This is a genomic window from Psychrobacter sp. JB193, from assembly GCF_002285555.1.
In the GTDB taxonomy this organism is placed as follows: domain Bacteria; phylum Pseudomonadota; class Gammaproteobacteria; order Pseudomonadales; family Moraxellaceae; genus Psychrobacter; species Psychrobacter alimentarius.
Genome location: NZ_NRGY01000003.1, coordinates 71,154 through 93,117, shown reverse-complemented (window position 1 = coordinate 93,117; position 21,964 = coordinate 71,154). Strand labels below are relative to the sequence as shown.

At 42.6% G+C, this 21,964-nt stretch carries 17 protein-coding genes; 12 read left to right on the top strand and 5 right to left on the bottom strand.

Annotated features, from left to right (window positions below; translation table 11 throughout):
* Window positions 1-192: 192 nt before the first annotated feature.
* Both CIK80_RS13615 and CIK80_RS13605 read right to left on the bottom strand, forming a co-directional pair.
* A complete protein-coding gene (locus CIK80_RS13615; protein ID WP_095570478.1) occupies window positions 193-1,875 on the bottom strand; it encodes an NAD-dependent malic enzyme in 1,683 nt (560 codons plus the stop codon).
* A gap of 799 nt (window positions 1,876-2,674) precedes the next feature.
* Window positions 2,675-3,802, bottom strand: a complete 1,128-nt coding sequence (locus CIK80_RS13605) for a M14-type cytosolic carboxypeptidase (protein ID WP_095570477.1) — start codon at window positions 3,800-3,802, stop codon at window positions 2,675-2,677.
* Window positions 3,803-4,155: 353 nt separating this feature from the next.
* Between CIK80_RS13605 and CIK80_RS13600 the strand changes: the two genes are divergently transcribed.
* The 9 genes from CIK80_RS13600 (at window position 4,156) to CIK80_RS13560 (ending at window position 16,090) form a co-directional block, all read left to right on the top strand.
* The gene (locus tag CIK80_RS13600; protein WP_095570476.1) at window positions 4,156-5,310 is read left to right on the top strand and encodes an SIP domain-containing protein; all 1,155 of its coding nucleotides are present in this window, start codon (window positions 4,156-4,158) and stop codon (window positions 5,308-5,310) included.
* A gap of 186 nt (window positions 5,311-5,496) precedes the next feature.
* Window positions 5,497-6,261, top strand: a complete 765-nt coding sequence (locus CIK80_RS13595; protein ID WP_095570475.1) for an ABC transporter ATP-binding protein — start codon at window positions 5,497-5,499, stop codon at window positions 6,259-6,261.
* Window positions 6,258-7,214 (top strand): ABC transporter substrate-binding protein, encoded by a 957-nt coding sequence (locus CIK80_RS13590; RefSeq protein ID WP_095570474.1) that lies wholly within the window; start codon window positions 6,258-6,260, stop codon window positions 7,212-7,214. Before CIK80_RS13595 ends, CIK80_RS13590 begins: the two co-directional genes overlap by 4 nt.
* Complete coding sequence (gene fhuB, locus CIK80_RS13585) at window positions 7,211-9,181, top strand: Fe(3+)-hydroxamate ABC transporter permease FhuB (RefSeq protein WP_095570473.1); 1,971 nt, start codon at window positions 7,211-7,213, stop codon at window positions 9,179-9,181. The genes CIK80_RS13590 and fhuB overlap by 4 nt, the downstream gene beginning before the upstream one ends.
* A 170-nt stretch (window positions 9,182-9,351) precedes the next feature.
* The gene (locus CIK80_RS13580) at window positions 9,352-11,064 is read left to right on the top strand and encodes a multidrug ABC transporter permease/ATP-binding protein (protein WP_095570472.1); all 1,713 of its coding nucleotides are present in this window, start codon (window positions 9,352-9,354) and stop codon (window positions 11,062-11,064) included.
* A gap of 411 nt (window positions 11,065-11,475) precedes the next feature.
* Window positions 11,476-13,758, top strand: a complete 2,283-nt coding sequence (locus tag CIK80_RS13575) for a TonB-dependent siderophore receptor (RefSeq protein ID WP_095570471.1) — start codon at window positions 11,476-11,478, stop codon at window positions 13,756-13,758.
* Window positions 13,759-13,788: 30 nt separating this feature from the next.
* Window positions 13,789-14,079 (top strand): iron uptake protein, encoded by a 291-nt coding sequence (locus CIK80_RS13570; protein WP_095570470.1) that lies wholly within the window; start codon window positions 13,789-13,791, stop codon window positions 14,077-14,079.
* 24 nt (window positions 14,080-14,103) lie between these two features.
* Window positions 14,104-15,789: a PepSY-associated TM helix domain-containing protein gene (locus CIK80_RS13565; RefSeq protein WP_095570469.1), complete on the top strand. Its 1,686-nt coding sequence runs from the start codon at window positions 14,104-14,106 to the stop codon at window positions 15,787-15,789.
* A gap of 1 nt (window position 15,790) precedes the next feature.
* On the top strand, window positions 15,791-16,090 hold the full coding sequence (locus tag CIK80_RS13560) for a DUF3325 family protein (protein WP_095570468.1): 300 nt from the start codon (window positions 15,791-15,793) through the stop codon (window positions 16,088-16,090).
* Window positions 16,091-16,146: 56 nt separating this feature from the next.
* Here CIK80_RS13560 and CIK80_RS13555 read toward each other — a convergent pair whose 3' ends face one another.
* Window positions 16,147-17,010, bottom strand: coding sequence for a DMT family transporter (locus tag CIK80_RS13555; protein ID WP_095570467.1), 864 nt, complete (start codon window positions 17,008-17,010; stop codon window positions 16,147-16,149).
* Between the two features lie 366 nt (window positions 17,011-17,376).
* Between CIK80_RS13555 and CIK80_RS13550 the strand changes: the two genes are divergently transcribed.
* Complete coding sequence (locus CIK80_RS13550) at window positions 17,377-18,744, top strand: PLP-dependent aminotransferase family protein (protein ID WP_257011785.1); 1,368 nt, start codon at window positions 17,377-17,379, stop codon at window positions 18,742-18,744.
* Between the two features lie 17 nt (window positions 18,745-18,761).
* Here the strand turns inward: CIK80_RS13550 and CIK80_RS13545 are convergent, their stop codons facing one another.
* A complete protein-coding gene (locus CIK80_RS13545) occupies window positions 18,762-19,664 on the bottom strand; it encodes an alpha/beta hydrolase (RefSeq protein WP_095570466.1) in 903 nt (300 codons plus the stop codon).
* A 264-nt stretch (window positions 19,665-19,928) separates the two neighbouring features.
* On the opposite strand from CIK80_RS13545, the gene CIK80_RS13540 reads away from it, so the two are divergent.
* Together CIK80_RS13540 and map are read left to right on the top strand one after the other, a co-directional pair.
* Window positions 19,929-20,135, top strand: coding sequence for a ParD-like family protein (locus CIK80_RS13540; protein ID WP_095570465.1), 207 nt, complete (start codon window positions 19,929-19,931; stop codon window positions 20,133-20,135).
* Window positions 20,128-20,901, top strand: a complete 774-nt coding sequence (map, locus tag CIK80_RS13535; RefSeq protein WP_095570464.1) for a type I methionyl aminopeptidase — start codon at window positions 20,128-20,130, stop codon at window positions 20,899-20,901. The genes CIK80_RS13540 and map overlap by 8 nt, the downstream gene beginning before the upstream one ends.
* Before the next feature lie 118 nt (window positions 20,902-21,019).
* Here the strand turns inward: map and CIK80_RS13530 are convergent, their stop codons facing one another.
* Window positions 21,020-21,883, bottom strand: coding sequence for an MBL fold metallo-hydrolase (locus CIK80_RS13530; RefSeq protein ID WP_257011784.1), 864 nt, complete (start codon window positions 21,881-21,883; stop codon window positions 21,020-21,022).
* Window positions 21,884-21,964: the final 81 nt, after the last annotated feature.

Here is a 21,964-nt window from a genome sequence, read left to right as displayed (position 1 = left end):
ATTGATGGTTTAGTAGTTTTAAATATTCAGTTTATCCATATAAATAACCTCAGAATCGTTCAGTTTAGAAGCCTAATCTGAAAATCGAAAAAGCCGAGTACCACTGCTCACAGTAGTACTCGGCTTTTTTATTGATACTTTTTAGCTGCTTCTTAATTACTTCTTAGTTACTTTATAGCTACTTTCTAAGGGCTAGAAAGAAGTGCGACGATAGTTGCGGTATCTTGGTAACCAGAAATTGGCTTTCAATCGACGCTCTAGATTTTCTGCCGTGACAGGTAGAGCCAGCTTATCTTCTATCGCTTGTAACGCCACTGCATAAGCAATCTTTTCACTGATCTCTCGAATGAAGTTAATAGAAGGCAATATTGCACCTGGTGCTTTTTCATATTCCATGGATATGTCTGCAAGTGCTTGGCTAGCAGCCATTAACATATTATCGCTGATACCCGTCGCATGCGATACCAAAACACCTAAACCAATACCGGGGAAAATATAGCTGTTATTGCATTGAGAAACCTCGAAAGTCTGCCCTTCAAAAGTGGTATGAGGAAAAGGACTACCTGTTGCAACAATCGCTTTACCACGACTCCAGTTCATGACTTCCTGCGGTGTCGCTTCAACACGAGACGTTGGATTTGACAGTGGCAATACGATTGGATGTTCTGTATTAATACACAAGGTTTCGATCACTTCTTGGGTGAACAGACCTTTTTGTCCGCTGACGCCGAATAATACCGTCACCTTGCCTTCTTTAACCACTTGCGCCAAGCCAAGTTTTTGACTCTTATCCCAGTGTGCAATGTCGGATTCTTTTTGTACCAAAGGTACTTGGAATTTTTGTAGCTCTGTCATGCTATCTGTTAATAAGCCATAACGATCCACCATGAACACTTGGCTGCGAGCTTGCTCTTCTGTTAACCCTTCACGTTGCATTTGGCGAATAATATGTTCAGCGATACCACAACCTGCAGATCCTGCGCCTAAAAATGCGATTCTTTGCTGACTTAGTTTCTGACCCTTATTCAAGCACGCTGCAATCAATGTACCGACTGAAACCGCCGCCGTTCCTTGAATGTCATCATTAAAGCAGCATAGTTGGTCACGATATCTGTTCAATAATGGTGTCGCGTTTTCTTGTGCAAAATCTTCAAATTGTAATAACACTTCTGGCCAACGGCGTTTCACTGCTTGAATAAACAAGTCGACAAATTCATTATATTCATCACCAGAGATACGTGGATTTCTCCAGCCCATGTACATAGAATCATCAAGCAATTGTTGATTATTGGTTCCTACATCCAATAAAATCGGTAGGCAGTAAGCTGGACTGATACCGCCACAAGCCGTATACAAAGACAATTTACCAATTGGAATTCCCATACCGCCGATACCTTGATCGCCCAAGCCCAAAATACGCTCGCCATCGGTCACAACGATGACTTTTACCTTTTGTTTGGTGGCATTTTGCAGCATGTCGTCGATGTTATGACGCTCAGGATAAGAGATAAATAAACCACGTTTACGGCGATAAATTTGTGAGAATTTTTCACAAGCTTGGCCAACGGTTGGCGTATAGATAAGCGGCATTACCTCTTCAATGTGCTGCTCAACCAAGTGATGAAACAAGGTCTCGTTTGTGTCTTGTATATTACGCAAGTAGATATGCTTATCCATATCATTATTAAACGAGCGAAGTTGATGATAAGCACGTAGTGACTGCTCTTCAATCGTCTCAATGTTGTGAGGCAATAAACCTGTTAAATTGAAGTTATCCCGTTCTTCTGATGAAAAAGCGCTACCCTTATTTAATAAAGAGGTTTCTAATAGGGCTGGTCCAGCAAAAGGAATGTATAACGGACGTTTTGTTTGCATAATAAATCTTCTTAGTGAAAGTGTATTGTGGTACAAATTTAACTATTTAAATATTTTTGTTCATTCATTAAATAATCAGAATTTAAAGTGGAAGCGATCAAAAGGATCATAACGTCAACTTAAGTGCAGCGGTTCAGTCGTTAAGAGCAGCGGTGCAAACGTTATCCATGTGCCAAAACAAAACCAGTTGAGGCAAGCTTATTAGCACAGCACCCTATTATACTGAAATTATGGCAGCTCTTGGCAAAATCAATCGACTTAAATAGCAATTAAGAACAGCTGAAAGAAACCGAGGGATATTGATTGCTGGATCTGGATCTGCATTTTCAGTACTGATTACCTTTAAACGCATTAATCTTGATTTAAATCTTGTTACCTTACTGATACTTTAATAAACAATTGCTTACTTGATTAATTGAATATATAATTTTAGAAAGTCTGTATATATAGGAGGCCACATTGTTTATTGATCATAATCAGTGTCCGAAATGCGGCACCAAACTAGAACATCCTGTTTGGAAATGTAAGCAATGTGGTCATCAAGATTTAACCAATTGGCCTCTAACGCTATTATTGTGGGCGGCTATTTTATTGATTGTAGGCATCGTATTGTTGTTTATGACAAATAATTTTTGTCAATTCGAAAGTTTTCAACCACTGATCAATAACTACGGTGTGATGTGTTAGTGTTAGACACAGCACTGACTAGCCGATTAATAACAGCCATTCATTTAAAAGCAGTCCATTGATAAACCATATCAAGAAACTGCCCTAAATGCCGACCAACGCATAATCTTAATTAACGCAGATCATCAACGACCGCCAGCATAGCAATCAATGAGGCTTCGCCAAATCTTGCAGAGCGCGCAGGCGACCAACCTGTCTCTGCGTCAGGCAAATTGTCATTGTCTTTAAAAGGCATCTCTAACGTGTTGGCAAGACAATCGAAACGTTCTGCCACCCAATTGGTAGCAAGCGTCATATTCGCTTCACCAAATTTATCAACCTCGTAACCGACCTCAGATTGAAAATCAGCACTGGCCAATGTCAATACTTCTGAAAACTTATCCCGCAGTCGTGCAAGTCGCTCGTTGTAACCTGGCGCTCCTTGAGAACCTGCAAGGAAGACATAAGGCAATGCTTCATCACCGTGTACATCGTAGAATAGATCGACACCTGTCTCTTCCATTTTATTGATCACATAAAATACCTCAGGACTCTTTTCTAAGCTTGGATTTGACCATTCACGATTTAAGTTAGTCCCTACTGCGTTGGTACGTAGATGTCCGCGAACACTACCATCAGGATTCATATTAGGTACAATATAAAAGTTTGCGCTGTCCAATAACCGCTTAGCGGTGGCATTATCACTATCGAGCAAGCTATGCATCAAACCCTCAACCAACCACTCAGCCATGGTCTCACCAGGGTGCTGACGTGCCGTGATCCAAATGCTTCGTTTGCTCGTGTCATCATCACCAATCTTGACCAAGGTTAAGTCACGCTTATCGATAGTTTCTCCCAAACACTCTAAAGTTACCAAAGGGTGAATCTGTATGGCAGCTAATAAATCTTGATGACGTTCATAACTGTAAGGCGCAAAATACGCAATTTGCATGGTGTCATAATCCAAATCGGCAATGATGGTTAGCTTTCCGTCTTTATAAGAAGTGGGTAGACGAAACCAATGCTGACGATCGTATGAAGCAACTGCTTGATAATTTTCCCACCCTTCCAAGTATGAGGCTTCTCCTGCATTCATAATATTAAGGACGTATTGTTCCCCAACCTGACCTTCTAAACGAAAGTTAAACCACTGGAAAAACTCACCACCAACATCTGGACGAATAGCCAGTTGAATGTCTGCTTTATTTTCTAAATCAATAACGTCGATATTACCTGCGTCAAAATTTGCTGTGATGCGCATAACTTCTCCTTGATGCGTTTTTGTAATGATGTTTAAAAAGTAATCGTTCTTATCGTACTTTTATCCGCTCAAATATAACATTTTTTTCTCACTATATTATGTCAAAGCTGGTTTGATGCGTCGTTATCCACATTGATAGAGCGTGAGCTATTGACATAACATTGAATAGGTATAACAATAAGCAAAATAATAATGATTATCAATCACAAAGCCTATGTTTCATTTAACATCTCCTACCCAGTTCTCTACCGCTTTAATGAGCATCACTTTGATTTAAATTACCTATGACTCCGCTACAAAGCGCTGACGTGATAACACTTTGCTATACCCTCTATAGATTGGATTAATATTTTATGGCTCAACCTTTTGTTCAAGATACTATCGATAAAATCCCTTTAGACGTTGCTGATAAAACACTGTTCATTGATCATGTCAACGAAGAGCATCAAGATGAGCTAGCAATGTTCATCAATATTTTTACTAAAGCGTCCATACGAGAAGATTCGGTTCCATCTATAGTTGAGCTGTATTCTGATGGAATGCTGCTGGCATTGACAAGTATCGACAAGAATCAGACCGACCCTGAAAATGCGGCCCACCCAACTGAGCAATACTTTGTTCATTTTACCTCTCCTGTTGTTGATGCGGCGTCATTGCAAGAGCAATATATAACCTTATTACAAAGAGCCGCCACCAAGCTTGGCAAACGTACGATAAAACTGCGTGATCAGTTCTTTACGGTCATGGATGGTTACTATGCCAGCCCTAACATGTACCGTCTGCTAGTCACTGCTCCTGACAATACGCCACTTAATCAGCCCGGTTACGCCTATTTGCTTGATCTCAATGCCTCATTCGCTGCTTCAAAGCTTGACTCAGGCGAACGCCGTGATTCGAATGACAGTGATAACACTGATGAGTTCCAAGGTGTGTATCGCTATTATTCGCTAAGAAAAGCATGGCAGAATGCTGATAGCTCGTCTGTTCATGCTTGGATAGATGTTTATATTCATGGTGATACCTCAGGTGGCAATTGGGCCAAATCACTTGATACAGGTATGAAGATAAAAAGCGTGCGTGAGTACCCTGAAAAACTAGAACACCTCACTGATGGACAATGTCTGCTTATCTGTGATGAAACCTCCTTACCCACAGTCGCCAATCTCTTAGAAAACTGGCAAAATCCATTATCACCACTTGTTATTGCCATTACTAATGATTCAAAAGATATAAATTATCTACATGACATCACACTCAGTGAGCGCTTATCCAAAGATGAGCGTTTTAGGCAGGATAACTTGCTACATATTATCAATACACCCGCAACAGCACTTACTGAACAAATAATGACTACTCTAAATTCGAGATTGACAACCACACCAAACAAGATTGACAAAGTGTGGGGCGCTCTTGAAGCCGCAAACATTAAATCTTTAAGACCACAATTAAAATCAGTTCTTGGACTATCACGTCAGGACATGACGATACAAGTCTATTGGCGCGCTTAATGACGAGAATTTTCTTGCGATATGAAACCTATCCTATTCTCTCTACTACCTACACCTACTTAATAATGTAATGACTTATATTATTAAACACTTTTAGCAAGAACATATTGTGAATAAAAATGAAAATCATTTGCATTATTAAGTCCTTTTTATTTAGAATGCTTCATTTACTTTAGACTGCTCACTATGATGTACATCAACAAGTTAAGCTTGATACGACAAAAGAAAGTATTGCTGCAACCCATTTCTTTTAAAATTAAACCGAAGAAGCTATATGCTTTGATTGGTCATAATGGTTCGGGCAAATCTAGTCTTATCAAGGCGATGGCAGGAGAAATGACACCGACTCAAGGTGACATCCTTATCAATGAGCACAATCTAAAGGATTTTTCGGCCAAAGCATTGGCACAAAATCTGGCTTATTTACCCCAAAACCTACCTGATGCTGGGGCATTTACGGTCTATGAGCTGGTCATGCTGGGACGCTATCCTCATCAAAAATGGCTACAAAAACCGAGCGCGCAAGATCATGAGCATGTGAACAAAGCCATTACGCTGACTCAAGTCGAGGCTTTTAGAGACCGTCAAGTATCTACCTTATCGGGTGGCGAACGCGCTCGTGTGTGGTTGGCAATGTGTTTAGCACAGCAAACAGAATTTTTACTATTGGATGAGCCATTAGCAGCACTTGACGTGGTGTATCAAGTCGAGGTGCTGAAACTGATTCGACAGTTGGTTGATCAGCAAGGTTTGGGTGTTGTCATCATCTTACATGATCTCAATCTGGCAGCAAGATTTTGTGATGAATTCATTGCGCTAAAACAAGGTCAGCTTTGCCATATGGGTGATGTCCCAAGCACCATGCAAAAAGAAGTACTACAGTCGATATTTGGGGTGGATTTTACCTTGCTAACTCATCCTGACACCAATCATAAAGTAGCGGTTATATGAAAGCGATCCTCTCTTCGATCGGACTTTCTATCGCATTATGCTCAAGCTTATTGCTGAGTAGCTGCCAATCATCGGATGCAACGCCAGCAGCACTGAACGCTTCAAACCCTCAAAAGACGCCCAGCGTGATGACTCCAGATTGGGGCATTGCTGCAACGCTAACAGGTATGGGATATCCGCCAGTTGCCATGGGTGACAAAACTTTTTATAAAGAATGGGTCGGAAAACCGCTGATACCCACAGATACCTACGATGTGGGCACACGCTATCAGCCCAATCCTGAAATGTTCTCTCAGCTTGACTTAGATGTGGTGATAGACAACGCTTTTTATAAGCATCTGCAACCTATGTACGGCGACTTACCTATTCATTCTATCGAATTGACCAGTCCAAATCAGATGGCAAAATGGGAAGATTTTATAGAGCCAACCTTAGCATTAGGACGATCCATCAATCAGCCGCAAGCCGCTCAAATGTATTTAGATAAGAGTAAAGAGCAGATAACACAAGCGGGCCAGACGTTTCATAAACGCTATCCTCATATCAAAAAAATGGCAGTCGTACAATTTGCTGACACCAATAATTTGCGCATGTTTTCATACAACAGTTTGTTTCAACCAGCTTTAGATACCATGGGTCTGGAGCTAACCGCATTTGCAGATGGTAACGAATGGGGATTTATGCCCATCATGCTTGGCGACTTAGCGCAGCTTGATGATGATACGTGTCTTGTGGTCGTTGAACCTATCGGTGACCTTCTGAAACTAGAGTTAGAAGATAGTCTAGTGTGGCAGCGCTTGGGATATTCTTTTCACGAAAATCCCAAATCCGCTGGTAAAAGTCGTTGTCTTACTGTACTACCTGCCACATGGAACAATAGTGGTGTCGCCTCTATGAATGTCTTGGCCGATCGTCTCATGAATGCCACTTTTGTAGGCAATACCGACTTATGATTAAAAATACCTTTTCGTCTACCAGCCGTATCTATCTGATGGTTGTTTTTTTAATAGTAATGGCGGTGGTCAGTAGTTATGCAGTCGTGCATCAGCTATGGAACCTGCCTTTTATTGAGCTGTTTACCCCTTCATTTGACTTATCCCTTGCGGACATGAGTATCCAGCTACAAATCTTACCGACGATGCTGGTTGCATCAACGGCTGGCGGTCTCTTAGGATTAGTCAGTGTGTTGCTACAGCAGCTGGTAAAAAATACGCTTGCTTCAGACACAACCCTAGCCGTCGGTAGCGGTGCAAACATAGCCTTGCTGCTGGTCACTTTATTCTTCCCCAGTTTCAATTTGGGTGGCAGCTTTTGGGTGGCTTTTATTGGTGCTATCAGCAGTATGGCAATCGTCTTTATCCTAGCTGCTCCTAGTCGCATGAATCCTTTGGTACTGGTACTAGGGGGGCTGGTCACCAATATTTTACTGGGTGCTATCGCGGCTTTATTATTAATCTATTATGCTGAAGAATCCCTGAATATTATGGTATGGGCAGCAGGCAGTCTTACCCAAAATAATTGGCAAGTCTCTGTCGCTTTGACCATTGCTAGCGTGGTTGCTTTTATCAGCTTAATGCCGTTGTTAAAGCCGCTAGAAATCATGAGCCTAGATGATCGACAAGCCAAAAGCTTAGGCGTGCCTGTCAACCTCATTCGTGGATTGGTAATAGGATTGGTGGCGATTTTAACAGCGCTTGTCGTCAGTCGCGTAGGCCCTATTGGATTTATTGGTTTGGGCGCGGCAACCCTCGTCAATGTGTTTTCTGTCAGAAACATCGGGTATCGTCTGTTATTGGGATATGGGTTTGGGGCGCTTTTATTATGGATTACCAGTAATGTCACGACGATACTACAGCATTATCTGTCTCTCAATATTCCTGCTGATGCGATGACGGCGTTACTGGGTGCGCCGTTGGTTATATGGCTGATTATGATGCAAAGTCGCCAGCATACTGAGGAGCTTGCACCAACACTTGTCTCAGAACGTCGCGAGACACACTTGCTTGCTTGGAGCATTGCTTTAGTTTTGCTAATAGGCAGCATACTCGTATTTACTGCTACCGCCAACGGTTGGCAGCTAAATGCCGTATGGGATTTAATTGTTGATTTTAGACTCCCTCGTACCTTGAGTGCAGCGGCCACGGGCGTCATGCTGGCAACTGCTGGCGTATTATTACAAACGTTGACTCGTAACCCTATGGCTAGCCCCGAGGTATTAGGTATCAGTTCAGGCTCGGCAATAGGCGTGGTATTGGCATTTATTTTCCTACCCAGCTTTGGCTATACAGGCATCGTACTATCGGGATTATTGGGTGCCTCTATCGTGCTTTGTTTAATCTTGTGGCTGGCTCGCAGAGTGAATGCTGCTTACTTATTATTGGTGGGAGTGGCGATTGCTGCCTTAATGGGTGGTGTGTTAAGTCTGGTCAAGATATCCGGAGATCAACGATTACAAGCAGTTCTCAGCTGGCTGTCAGGATCTACTTATCTTGCCAGTCCTGAGACTGCTTGGCTGCTTGTGGCGTTTGCTGCCGCACTGTTTTTATTGAGTTTTATGATAGTAAGACCCTTAGAGATATTGAGTTTGGGCAGTGGGATAGCGCGTGAGCTTGGCGTTTCTTTAAGACTATTCCAAAGCTTGATATTAATCTTGGTAGCAGTGCTTAGTACCATATCGACATTGGCTGTGGGTCCACTCAGTTTTGTGGGATTGATGATTCCTCATTTGGCGACAACGCTTGGCGCAGTTCAGCTCAAACGTCAGCTGCAACTGGCTGCTATCTTGGGTGCCGCTTTGATGGTAATCGCAGACTGGCTTGGTCGTTATATTATTTTTCCTTACGAGATACCCGCTGGCACTATTGCTGCCATCATTGGTGGCGCCTACTTCTTGTATCTCATGCGCCGTATCAGAGCGTAAATAACAACTATTAGATATCAATAGCTAAGCACAAAAAATATTTACTGTGAGTCAATGACACCCCTACTCACCTAAAACGATTTATAACATGCTAAAAAGGGATTGGACATCTCTCCCCTCTCTTTTATGCCATCAAATATACATAAAATTCATTCTATTACTGAGCCATTATGTCTTCTCGCACTCCATCGTCTTTGTATCGTATGATTTGGGCATACTATCGCCTGCCTTTTCTCAAGGTTATTTTACTGAACCTAGTTAATGCGGCAGTCAGTGTTGGGATTATTGCTTATATCAACCACACCTTTATCAGTCAGCCTGTCTTTAATACTTTGTCATGGTTAAGTTTGGGCTATTTTGCAGGTTTAATAGTACTACTACTGGTCACAACTTTTATCTCACAGTATACCTTGACCTGCTTGGGACATAAATTTGTCTATGAGCTAAGAACCAAATTGGTCAAACAGATCATCGATACCAAGGTACCGCAAATTGATAATCTAGGAAGTGCGCGGTTAATTGCTAGCCTATCCTCTGATATTCAATCAATTACGGTCGCTTTTGTACGCATGCCAGAATTGGTGCAAGGGGTAATTTTGTCGACTGGGGTGGCAATTTATTTAGGTTGGCTCTCGCTGCCATTACTCTTGATTGTCATGTTTTGGATTGCGATGACGATTTGGATCAGTACTATTTTAGTGAAGCATGTTTATCAGCATTTAACGGGATTAAGAGAGCTCAACGATCTTTTGTATCAAGATTATCAATCAATTATCGAAGGACGCAAAGAGCTGGCTTTGAATCAGCACCGTGCTGAAAAATTGTACAAAACCGATTTTGTGACGCATGCTAAGTCGTATGAAAAATCTGTGATCAAAGCCGATACGTTTCATTTATCAGCAGTGAACTGGTCAAATATTATGATGTTCGCCGCCATTGGGGTGGTGTTCGCGTTGTCCAATTATCTTGATATACCAATGGGGGTTGCGACGACTTTTTCCTTAACGATTTTATTTATGCAATCGCCTTTATTACATGCAGTCGGCGCTTATCCCACCATACAAACGGCTCAGGTGGCATTGGATAAGATTCACTCTCTAGAACTCAGTGATTATCATCCAGAATTTGCCACCAATGCAGCCATACAGAATTGGCAATCTATATCATTGACCGATATTGGTTATCGTTACCAAAATATCGAAAACAATGCTCAAGACGCCGCCACTCAAAAACACGATACGGCTGGCGATATACTAAGCGATGTCAATCTGACGCTAAGACGTGGCGATGTGGTCTTTTTGATCGGCGCAAATGGTAGCGGCAAATCCACCTTAGCTAAGATCATTACCGGTATTTTTACCCCAACTATGGGTCAGGTAAGCGTTGATGAGCACGTTGTCTCGGATGCCAATGTGGTTGATTATAGGCAACTATTTTCTGCTATTTTTAGCGATCAACATCTGTTTAAGCAGCTTGTTGGTCGCGAAGGCAATGATCCTGATATGACGTTGGTAACATCGTGGCTGCACAAACTCAATCTACAGGACAAAGTCAGCGTGACTGACGAGCGTTTATCGACAGATAAGCTTTCGCAAGGACAACGTAAACGCTTGGCGATGTTGATTTCTGTGGCAGAACAAAAAGACATTTTACTACTTGATGAATGGGCTGCAGATCAAGACCCTGCGTTTCGCCGCGTATTCTACCAAACGCTCATTCCTGAATTAAAAGCCATGGGCAAAACCTTATTTATTATCAGTCACGATGATGGATATTTTGAACATGCTGATCGACTGCTGTTGATGAAACGAGGCAAATTGATCGAACTAAATGCTGAAGAACGACAGCGTGCCAGTGCTGATGCGATATCTATGCTGCATTAAATAATGCCACAACCTAGCCAAATTATGAGCGCAGTATTGTTTGAAATACTGCGCTCATATATATTTTATCCTGTTTTTACTCATTTTATTTGCCTAACCCTTACGTATAAGTAAGCGTTACTATGATGCAAACCTATCATTATGAGCTCATTATAATTATAAAATATTGTTCATAATTATCCTGCCATTTATCCTCCTAGCAAAACTCCTTACCACTCCTGCTCAGAAACTATGTGTCAAAAATATTTCTGTATTGTATTGCTAATCATAATAATTATCATTATCATGTACAAAAATTAAAATTGCTTCTCGGCATATTTTCTTATCAAACTATTTATTGGTCAGCCATCTAATGCTTTATTGAAAAATGGCGTCCTAATTTTTCTATTACTTGAATTGAGATATCATCTGATGTTTATCATTGCACAAGGTACAAAGCAACATAAGCCAAGCACATTAAGTTGGTTCGTCAAGAAGACCATGCATCTTTCAGCGATTGCTTCTTTGGCGGTCAGCTCTTCGATGATTCATGCTGAAACCTCACAGCAAACCACGACTACAGATGAAGGTAGCGAAATAAATCGTGCAGACGGCACAATAGAGCCAAGCACCACGCTACCCACCATCGTAGTCACAGCAGACACAAACAAACAGATTACAGAAAATACGGATAGCTACACCATCCCTGTCGCCAGTAGCGCCACAGGACTGGCCTTATCAACCAGAGAAACCCCACAAGCTACCAGCGTAATCACTAATCAACAAATAAAAGATCAAAACTCTAATACTTTAATAGACGTACTTAAGCGATCGCCTGCCATTCAGGTAAGTAGCATTGATGGCGCGCGTAATGGCTTGTCATCAAGAGGTTTTGCTATCAATAGCTTCCAAATTGACGGCTTGAACACCAATTTTATTCAGCAAGCGGCGATGGGCGAATACTCTGCCAACACGGCTATGTTTGATCATGTTGAAGTCGTGCGAGGCGCTACCGGTTTGATGAGTGGTTCAGGTGACCCTTCTGCCAACATCAACCTTGTACGTAAACGTGCTGATAGCGACGTTCCTGTCACAGAGCTGTCTGCCAATGTCAATCGTTATGGCAATTATGGTGTTAGCATTGACCGTAGCCAGTCATTGAGTGAGAGCGGTGCCGTAAGGGGCCGTGTCGTCGCAAGTTATCAAGATGGTGATACCTTCATCGATCGTCAAGAATTGGGTCAAAATCTGATTTATGCCACGGTTGATGCGGATGTGAGCGACAGCACCACAGTCAGTGTCGGTGCCAGTCGTCAACATAATAAATCAAGATCTACCATGTGGGGTGGTTTACCAAACTATTTAAGTGATGGCTCAAAAGCGGATTGGGATACCAGTAAAAATGGCAGTGCCAATTGGACAAACTGGGATTCTGACAATGTCTATTACTTCGCTGATATCGATCATGATTTTAATGAAGATTGGAACCTGACTACCAAAGCCAGCTACAATGAAAGCGACAGCAGTCCAAAACTTCTCTACCTTTTTGGCGGCCCACTTAATGTCGACACTGGTCTGGGACTAGGTTTCAACGTATTCCATGCAGATACCGAACGCAAACAGACCAATGTTAAAACTGAGTTAACAGGTAATTTTGATGCGCTAGGCAGAACGCACAAACTCATTGTGGGCGGATCTTATAGCAAAAGTGAACTCGATACCTTTACTTATGCCCCGCCTGCTGAAGATGACCTTGCTCCATTGACCAATTTCTTTGAGTGGGATGGCAGCTACCCTGAACCAGCATGGGGAGACAGAACTCGAAGCTCTGATGTCACCATTAAAGAAAAATCCGTGTTTGCTGCAACTCAGCTCAAATTGACGGATCCTTTATCAGTCATCTTGGGGTCTCGCGTGTCTGATTATGAGCGTTCAGGTGTGCAGTATGGCCGAAATGTGAATACTAAATCTGATCACATTTGGACGCCTTATGCAGGTATTACTTATGACATTGATAAAAATCACAGCTTATATACCAGCTATAGCGATATCTTTAAGCCTCAAACCCAGCGTGATATCAATGGCAATTATCTCGATCCAATCGAAGGTAAAAACTATGAAATCGGTCTAAAAAGCGAGTCAGATAATGGCGCCTTACAAAGCCAAATCAGCATTTTTAGAATTGAACAAGACAACCTTGCTCAAGTAGACGGTAGTAATAAAATCCCAGGTACCAGCCCTCCTGAACAAGCTTATTTTGGAGCAGAAGGTGCTACCAGTCAGGGCGTGGAACTAGAAGTCACTGGTAAAATTAGTGACAATCTACAAGCAAGCGTTGGGTATACGCATTTCAATGCTGAGGACAATAGTGGTAAAGCCATTAACACAGGTTTTGCTGATACCACGCTTAACCTATTTGCCACCTATGATATGGACGACATTATTCCCAACTTGACCATTGGCGGCGGTGTAGATTGGTCAAACGGCTACTATGGCATCGTGACCAACCCTGTAACCCAGCGCTCTGAAAAATACAGTCAAGATGATGTGACCCTTGCGAGCATTATGGCAAGATATGCTGTCAATGAAAATCTAGAAGCGCAGCTTAATGTTAATAATTTATTCAACCAAAAATATCTTGCTGGTAGTACGTTCAGTGAACTGACGTATGGCGAGCCGTTAAATGTGGTAGGCCGCTTGACCTATCGTTTTTAATCTTAATTATTTGAGTACATAGGCTTTCACATGAGTAAACGCTGTAGTAGCCACGATTTTTATCTACCAGACTTTAGCGTTATCAGTCGTATTTTTTTAGCGATTGGCGGTAGCTACGGCATCGCGGTACTCACTGACTTACTGTTTTTGGCGTTACCTATAGATGACATTTCTGCTATTTATTGGGGGCAAATAACAAGTGTCGTGGTCTGTGCGCTTATGATTATTTTGGTGTTTTCATTACGCCGCTTATGGTTGGCATGGGCAGTAGTGGCGAGCCTATCAAGCATATTAGGCTTGATATGTTATGCCACTATTTAGACTTTTATTATCAGGTCATCTTTGATGTCAGACTCTACTAAAACCCAATCCGTGCCGATGACCAAACGTCAGCAGAAAGATAAAACCAAGGTAAAAGGCTATCGGCTGCTGATGTCTGATGTCCATACTTGGTTTGGATTACTATTGGGTTGGTTGTTATTCACGATCTTTTTGATGGGTACAGTCAGCTATTTTAATAATGAGCTGACGGCATGGATGCAACCTGAGATTACTGCTGTCTCTAAGCCCTCAGCCCTACCCCTTTCATCGCAAAATTCGCCAAACAAGGCTCAGACGTCCGAGCCTTTTGGTGTGGCAATCGCCCATCTGCAAGCCACTCAAGCAAACGCCAAAAACTGGTTTATTACCAAAGGTCCGACCAGTACGAGTAACGAGCAGCGTTTACATATCACCACCAGTGCTGACGACGAAAGACTACGCTATCAATTTGATACGCAGACCCAAACAGCATATATGCCAAGAGACACGGCGGGTGGTAATTTCTTTTATCGCATGCATTTTGATCTGCATTATATGAGTGTGATATGGGCAAGAATAATCGTTGGCATTGCATCTATGATGATGTTGATTGCGATCATTGCAGGCGTTATCGTTCATAAAAAAATATTCACCGATTTTTTTACGTTTCGTTGGGGCAAAGGACAACGTTCATGGCTTGATGCACACAATGCTTTTTCCGTGCTACCCCTGCCTTTTCATATCATGATTACGTTTACTGGCATCATCACTTTGATTGCGCTGTATATGCCATGGGGCGGCAAAGTTGCCAATATTGATACCGAGCAACTTTTCGAAGGCATCTACTCTTATCGAGCCGCCGATGCGACTGAGTTGCAACCTGCACCGATGGTCGATATTTCCCCACTATTAACAACGGCTCAATCAGAGTGGCAAAAACTCAATCCCAATTATGCGATTACCAGTGTCAGTATCAATCATCCCAATACTGACCATAGTAAAATTATTGTTGATGGCAGAGCCAACCGTCAAATCTCGACAATCGGTGCGTTTCGTATTTATGATGGTCAGACAGGAAACATCCTTGAGCAAAGTAAGCCACCACCACTTGCTGTGACCACCCATACGGTGATGATAGGGCTGCATGCAGGACGCTTTGCTGATTATTGGCTACGCTGGATGTATTTTTTATTGGGCAGCGCAGGTTGCGGTATGATTGCGACTGGATTGGTACTTTGGACGGTAAAACGTCGTCGCCAATTGCTCGATATGGATAAGCCTTATCTGGGGTTTTGGCTGGTAGAAAAGCTTAATATTGCGACATTAGCTGGGTTACCGTTGGCTATGGTAGGACTGTTATGGCTCAACCGACTGTTACCTTTAGAGATGACTGCACGCGCCAAATGGGAAATAGACGGTTTTTTTATAATATGGGCCGGTAGTTTTATATTGACGTTGTTACTCTCTAGTCGTCATGCATGGCGCGTATTATTGTCATTGGTTACTCTATCTCTTTTATTCACGCCACTCCTCAATAGTTTCACTACCGAGCGTGGATTTCTCCAAAGTGTTTTGAGTGGTGATGCGTTATTTATCAGCTTTGATATTGCGTTTTTTATACTAGCGCTGCTATTTGCTTACATCACTTATGCTGTCAGTTTTAAGAAAATGTCTCCTAAGCAAAAAACGAAGTCAAAACGTCGCGTCGCCTCTCAGATAGAGATCTCATAATATGTCGAATTTAGTATTATCTGAGCTGCTATTTTTGCTGAATTTGCTGGGGATGATTGCCTTAATGATGACCAGTAAAAAACATAAAGACAAATTTCACCGTAAGTTGCCACTCGTTTCAAAAGGACAGAGTCTACGCTGGCTGGGATTCACGCTGTTAGCGATTGCATTTTTATTGACCTATTCCTCATACCAAACAGGCTATTTTGTGGTGGTATGGTTTGGCAGTTTGACTGTGGCTGCAGGCTTGGTCTATCTCATTATGATGGTTTATGAACAGTTAGTGCGTGTCAAATATTGACTGTCAAACTAGTACTTGCCAAATGCGGATAGTCAAAACGCGCTTTAATTTCCATCTTAAACTGCATACTTCTTTGCGCCGACCACGCAAGCCACTGCGCCTAGCGTGCTGATTAGCATACCTGTACTGACTATCTCATGAAGCAATAAAGCTGCCAGTACCAGTGCTATAAAAGGTTGTATCAATTGCAACTGGCCAACGGCAGCAATACCGCCTAAAGCCAAACCACGATACCAAAACACAAATCCAATAAACATGCTGAATAAAGAGACATAAATCAAGCCTGCCCAAGCCGTGATACTCACCTTTGCCAAAGACTCTGGCCACGTCAACCATACCATCGGTAGCATCATCGGCAGAGATAGCAACAATGCCCAACTGATCACCTGCCAACCGCCTAATGTCCGTGACAGCCGTCCACCTTCTGCATAACCCAGACCACAAGCCATCACCGCACCCAGCATCAAAAGCCCACCTACTAATGAAGCATGTCCGCTATTTAATGCGGCATAGCCTGCGACAAACGAGCTGCCCAACAAAGCAAAAAACCAAAACAATACTGGTGGACGCGTCTCTCCTCGCCAAACCGCAAAAATGGCGGTAAATAACGGCAAGATGCCTAAAAATACAGTTGCGTGAGCAGAGGTGACATACTGTAAAGCCCATGCGCTTAGCAAAGGAAAGCCAACAACCACACCCAAAGTTACAATAAATAGAGACGGTAAATCTGTCTTGGTTGGTAGACGTTGCTTTAATATTAATAAAACCATACCACCCAATAATGCAGCTAGCGTGGCCCGTACCGCCGTAAGAAACATAGGATCAAAGTCCATCACCGCTAGGCGAGTCGCTGGCAAGGACCCTGCAAAAATAACCACGCCGACCAGTCCGCTGATCCATCCTTGAGTTAATTTTTTCATAATCATATCACTGTGTGTTTGATGTCATGATTACACCAAAAGCGTGATAGGTTATCTATATACAATACCGTACAATAAGACAGAACTGTTTGGTGTCATTTGCCCATACAGTTCTTTTAATATTAAGAGGGCACTATAGCCACTCCACTATAAAATAAACACAGTGCTGCCAACGTCATATTTTCTTGCTTGCTGTGCCTTCGCAGACAGAGGCGACGAAAATATATCGTTGGCAGTCCAGCATTATTGTTGTACCTTTTTTATTTAGGATTAGCTATAACTTTGATAGCAGGCTCTCTATAAGTTTCCATAGTCGGCTTACGTTCGAAAATTCGCTTTAAGAAGTTCTGTACTGAGATGAGCTAAATGACCAAAATTGAAATCATAATGGCAGATGTTAGGGCAAAAATAGCCACAGTCACTTACCTGCCAGGAACGCGCCTGCCGTCTGTGCGCGCCACTGCCAAACATCACGGATTCTCGCCCTCTACGGTGGTAGAAGCTTATGAGCGACTACAAACAGATGGCATCATCGCCTCTCGCCCCGGTGCAGGCTTTTATGTCTGCGACATCACAGCGCCTCTGTCGTTGGCAGCAATAGGGCCAAATCTGGATCGAGCCGTAGACCCATTATGGGTATCGAGACAGTCTCTTGAAACGACGAGTGAGGCCTTAAAACCGGGTTGTGGCTGGTTACCGCCTGATTGGTTATATGCAGAAGGCATGCGCCGAGGTTTACGCTACGTAGCCAAAGCAGATACTAGAGTAATCAGCGAGTATGCCTCGCCGTTAGGATTGTTAGAGCTGCGCCAGTTATTGACAAGGCGTATGGCGGGCTTGGGTATTGAGGCAAAACCCGCACAGGTGATATTGACAGAATCTGGCACTCAGTCGATAGATCTAATTTTTCGCTTTTTATTGATGCCTGGTGATACCGTTGTGGTGGATGATCCTTGTTACTTTAATTTTCATGCCTTACTGCGAGCTCATCGGGTGAACGTTGTCGGTGTGCCCTATACACCAACTGGTCCAGACGTTGATGCCTTTGTATCGGTCTTAAACGAGCATAAACCGCGCCTTTATATTACTAACGCCGCCATCCATAATCCCACTGGTGCAACCTTAGCGCCAGCGACGGCATATCGGGTACTACAGTTGGCACAAGCAGCTGGCTTATACATCATTGAAGATGACATTTTTGCCGATTTTGAGACCACACCAGCGCCTAGATTGGCGGCGCTGGATGGATTATCAAAGGTATTTTATATTGGCAGTTTTTCCAAAACCTTGTCAGCGTCCATGCGCTGCGGCTATATCGCTGCACCTAATGAATGGGTAGAGAGCTTATTGGACTTGAAAATAGCCACAGGTTTCGGCGGTGGTCAACTAGCGGCGGCGGTTGTATTGTCTGCACTGACGGATAGCGGCTACCGTAAGCACATGGCGGCGCTTCATGCTCGCTTAGCCCGCGCCCGCGCCCAAACAGTGCCTCGCTTGACCAAAATGGGTATTGTGCCTTGGTTGATACCGCAGGCAGGCATGTTTCTTTGGTGCAAATTGCCTGATAATAATAGTGCCGCAGCGTTAGCAAACCACTGCTTATCACAAGGCGTGGTCTTGGCTCCAGGAAATACGTTTAGCCAATCCAAAAATGCAGAAAGCTTTATGCGTTTTAATGTCGCCCAAGCAAACGATGCCAAAATATTTGAGGTATTGGCGCAGGCATTAAACTAACGCTCACTTGGCGGATGTTATGCCGCGCCGCTCATACTATCATTAAAGGTTTTGACAATCAGATTCGCGCATTGTACAGGCGCTTCCATTGGCAAAAGATGCCCATTGTCTGGTAACTCAATAATTTGTGTGGTTGGAACCAGATTTTTCCAGACTTTGCGGACTTTATGGCTAATAAAGATAGAAGGCTTACCTATAATAATAGTATAGGGAAACGCTATGTTATTAAGCGTCTTTAGTGCGTCATTGACGAATGGTGTGTCAAAGTAGCTTGCCAGCTCTTGCTCAGGCGTGAACAGTAAGCGATATTTATGCTCTTCTTGAACAAGGCTGTTTTTTGCGAAGACGTAAAGATGGTCATCATCAATACGTTTGAAGGCACGATGTGCTCGTAGATAGTCGTAGTACGCTTCAATACTTTGCCACTCTGCTTGCTTAGCAAGTGTACTTTTAAATGGCTCATGACTTATTTTTAATTTAGCTGGCATCAAATCCATCATAAGCTTTTGCGGTTTGGTAAACGTCACCGGCTCTATCAAATATAGCTGTGAAAACAGCTCTGGGCGTTTGGCAGCAGCGATGGCTGTCGCAGTTGCGCCTTGAGAATGACCAATACCCACCACCGGCTTATCTTGCGTTTTCTCCAAAAAATCAATCAACATATTTGCATCTTGCTCACGGGTCAGCTTTTTGAGCGTTGGCAAATCTTGCCAATATCCACGCATGGCCAGACTACTGAACTCGAAGCGCTCACTGAGCCTGCTTAATAGCGGTATATAAACCCCCGTCGCAAAACCATTTCCCCCATAAAAATGTGCGGGTGTCGACTTGGCATCTTTTGCTTTTTGACCTAAGTCAGACAGATCATAATATCGGGCGTTTTTGCCATTTATATTAATAATACGTTCGAATGTTTGCATAGTACGGTTCTTATTATGGGATAAGTAGTTAAAAATATTTTGAGTACAGACGTATTCATTAAGGCCAAAAGGTTTATTGAAGCCAACGATACAATGCTACTGGTATTAACGTTCTGTTTTGAACTTTGTTTAGAAATATAGCATAAAAAAACTGGCTATCGTCCTGTCAGTAAAAATACTCCCACTCTCATTTAACAAAATACTGTTGCATTTTTTTGATAATAATATACGATTCATATACATTTCGTATATTAGAGATTTACCATGGGTATCGTAAAAATCGATGATGACTTACATGAAGAGATTCGCAAAGCGAGTACTGTGATGGTGCGCTCAATCAACGCCCAAGCTGAATATTGGATGAAGATAGGCATGCTTGCTGAGGCCAACCCCACCTTGTCGTATTCCCAAATTATCAATGAAGAGATGAGAAAAGCAAATATCAACATAGGAAATCTTATCGATGGCTAACATCATTTTAAAAACACCTGAAGAATTGGCAATCATGCGTAAGTCTGGACGCCTACTCGCCTCTGTTTTTGACTATCTCGATAAAAATATTACCGTTGGCACCTCTACGATGGAGATTAACGATCTTGCTGAGCGTTATATCATCGATCAACTAGGCGCACGTCCAGCGAGCAAAGGTCAATATGGTTATGAGTATGCGCTAAATACCTCCGTCAATAATGTCGTCTGCCACGGTATTCCTTCAGACAGTCAAATACTCAAATCAGGCGATATCGTGAATGTGGACATCACTTTAGAACAAGGCGGCTTTATCGCAGATTCGAGCAAAATGTATCTAATCGGCGAGGTTTTACCACTAGCAAAACGTTTGGTGGATAAAACCTACGACGCCATGTGGGAAGGCATACGGATGGTAAAACCGGGAGCAACGCTTGGTGATGTTGGTCATGCAATTCAGACTTATGCTGAAAAACATGGCTACTCTATCGTAAAAGAATACTGTGGACATGGCATCGGACGTGAGATGCACGAAAAACCAGAAGTGCTGCATTATGGGCATGAGGGAAAAGGTTTAGTACTAGAAGAAGGGATGACCTTCACGATTGAACCTATGATCAATCAAGGTAAGGCCAAAGTTAAAACGAAAAACGATGGTTGGACGGTCGTTACAAGTGATAAGAAATTGTCCGCACAGTGGGAACATACCATTGCGGTCACATCAAATGGTTATGAAGTGCTTACGCTTCGAGAGGATGAGCGTGTGTAGATAATGACTGAGATAGACGTTTAAATTTGAATTATAGATCTCTTGTAAAAGCATTCCATCACCGTCTAGCATTACGATGTTTAGACATGGCTTTTACAAGAATTCTATCTATTATTCATTAGAATTTATAACGCTGACCATCGTTCGGCACCAGTACGCGCTGCTTATCCAGATGCTTTTCTTCAATAAAGCGGCGCAGTTCTGCTTTGGTGAGCGTGGCATGATTGACGGTATCCATGTGTATACCAATAATTTTGGCGTCAGGCGCAAATTGATATGCGCGATATAAGTCATCTTTACCCATAATGATAGAATCATCAAAAGTTGTCAGTTTTGCATACCCTGTGTTAAGAATAACGACATCAGGTTTGTAGCGAGTAAGCGCATTCTCTACTTGCTTATTCCAAATCGTATCACCTGCTACATACACGGTTTGGTAGTTAGGTCTTTGGAACACCATGCCCATTGTTCGACCAAGTGATTGCGCAAGTGCTGGAACTTGATACATTGCATTAGTACCATGCTGACCGATGGTTTTATGAATTCTCGTTCCTTTAAACACAATGCCTTGTTCTGTTAATACTCTGACATCGGTAAATCCATCTTTACGCACGATGACAGCATCCGCTTCATCTTGAGTAAAAATCGTCATATCACGAGGGACTATGTTGCGTGCAGCTGGATCCCAATGGTCAGCATGTAGATGCGTCAAGATAATGGCATCTGCCTTTAGCACATCTTCAACAGACAGAGGTAGGTCAACCATTGGATAGCGAGTCTCACTATTTACTGTATCTGCAAATCCTGGATACGCGTTTTTAGGAGCGAGCATCGGATCAACCAAAAACGTAGTATTTTCATAACCAAGCTTAATGGTTGCATTACGGATTTGCTGAAATTCAACCGTGTGAGTAGCCGTCTGTTTATTGACATTAACATCAGTCGTAGGACTGGCAAATGTGCTACATGCTGTTAAAAACATTATCCCACTTAGAATTGTGGTACTTGCTAAAGATTTCGATATTTTCATAATCTGCTACCCTGTTAATGAAATTCTTATTGC

Excerpts from the sequence above, each read along its gene's own strand:
- map (WP_095570464.1), top strand. The coding sequence starts at position 20,128 with ATGGCTAACATCATTTTAAAAACACCTGAAGAATTGGCAATCATGCGT.
- CIK80_RS13575 (WP_095570471.1), top strand. The coding sequence starts at position 11,476 with ATGTTTATCATTGCACAAGGTACAAAGCAACATAAGCCAAGCACATTA.
- CIK80_RS13595 (WP_095570475.1), top strand. The coding sequence starts at position 5,497 with ATGATGTACATCAACAAGTTAAGCTTGATACGACAAAAGAAAGTATTG.
- CIK80_RS13580 (WP_095570472.1), top strand. The coding sequence starts at position 9,352 with ATGTCTTCTCGCACTCCATCGTCTTTGTATCGTATGATTTGGGCATAC.
- CIK80_RS13590 (WP_095570474.1), top strand. The coding sequence starts at position 6,258 with ATGAAAGCGATCCTCTCTTCGATCGGACTTTCTATCGCATTATGCTCA.
- CIK80_RS13570 (WP_095570470.1), top strand. The coding sequence starts at position 13,789 with ATGAGTAAACGCTGTAGTAGCCACGATTTTTATCTACCAGACTTTAGC.
- CIK80_RS13565 (WP_095570469.1), top strand. The coding sequence starts at position 14,104 with ATGTCAGACTCTACTAAAACCCAATCCGTGCCGATGACCAAACGTCAG.
- CIK80_RS13555 (WP_095570467.1), bottom strand. The coding sequence starts at position 17,010 with ATGAAAAAATTAACTCAAGGATGGATCAGCGGACTGGTCGGCGTGGTT.
- CIK80_RS13540 (WP_095570465.1), top strand. The coding sequence starts at position 19,929 with ATGGGTATCGTAAAAATCGATGATGACTTACATGAAGAGATTCGCAAA.
- CIK80_RS13560 (WP_095570468.1), top strand. The coding sequence starts at position 15,791 with ATGTCGAATTTAGTATTATCTGAGCTGCTATTTTTGCTGAATTTGCTG.
- CIK80_RS13545 (WP_095570466.1), bottom strand. The coding sequence starts at position 19,664 with ATGCAAACATTCGAACGTATTATTAATATAAATGGCAAAAACGCCCGA.
- CIK80_RS13615 (WP_095570478.1), bottom strand. The coding sequence starts at position 1,875 with ATGCAAACAAAACGTCCGTTATACATTCCTTTTGCTGGACCAGCCCTA.
- CIK80_RS13530 (WP_257011784.1), bottom strand. The coding sequence starts at position 21,883 with ATGTTTTTAACAGCATGTAGCACATTTGCCAGTCCTACGACTGATGTT.
- CIK80_RS13550 (WP_257011785.1), top strand. The coding sequence starts at position 17,377 with ATGACCAAAATTGAAATCATAATGGCAGATGTTAGGGCAAAAATAGCC.
- CIK80_RS13600 (WP_095570476.1), top strand. The coding sequence starts at position 4,156 with ATGGCTCAACCTTTTGTTCAAGATACTATCGATAAAATCCCTTTAGAC.
- CIK80_RS13605 (WP_095570477.1), bottom strand. The coding sequence starts at position 3,802 with ATGCGCATCACAGCAAATTTTGACGCAGGTAATATCGACGTTATTGAT.
- fhuB (WP_095570473.1), top strand. The coding sequence starts at position 7,211 with ATGATTAAAAATACCTTTTCGTCTACCAGCCGTATCTATCTGATGGTT.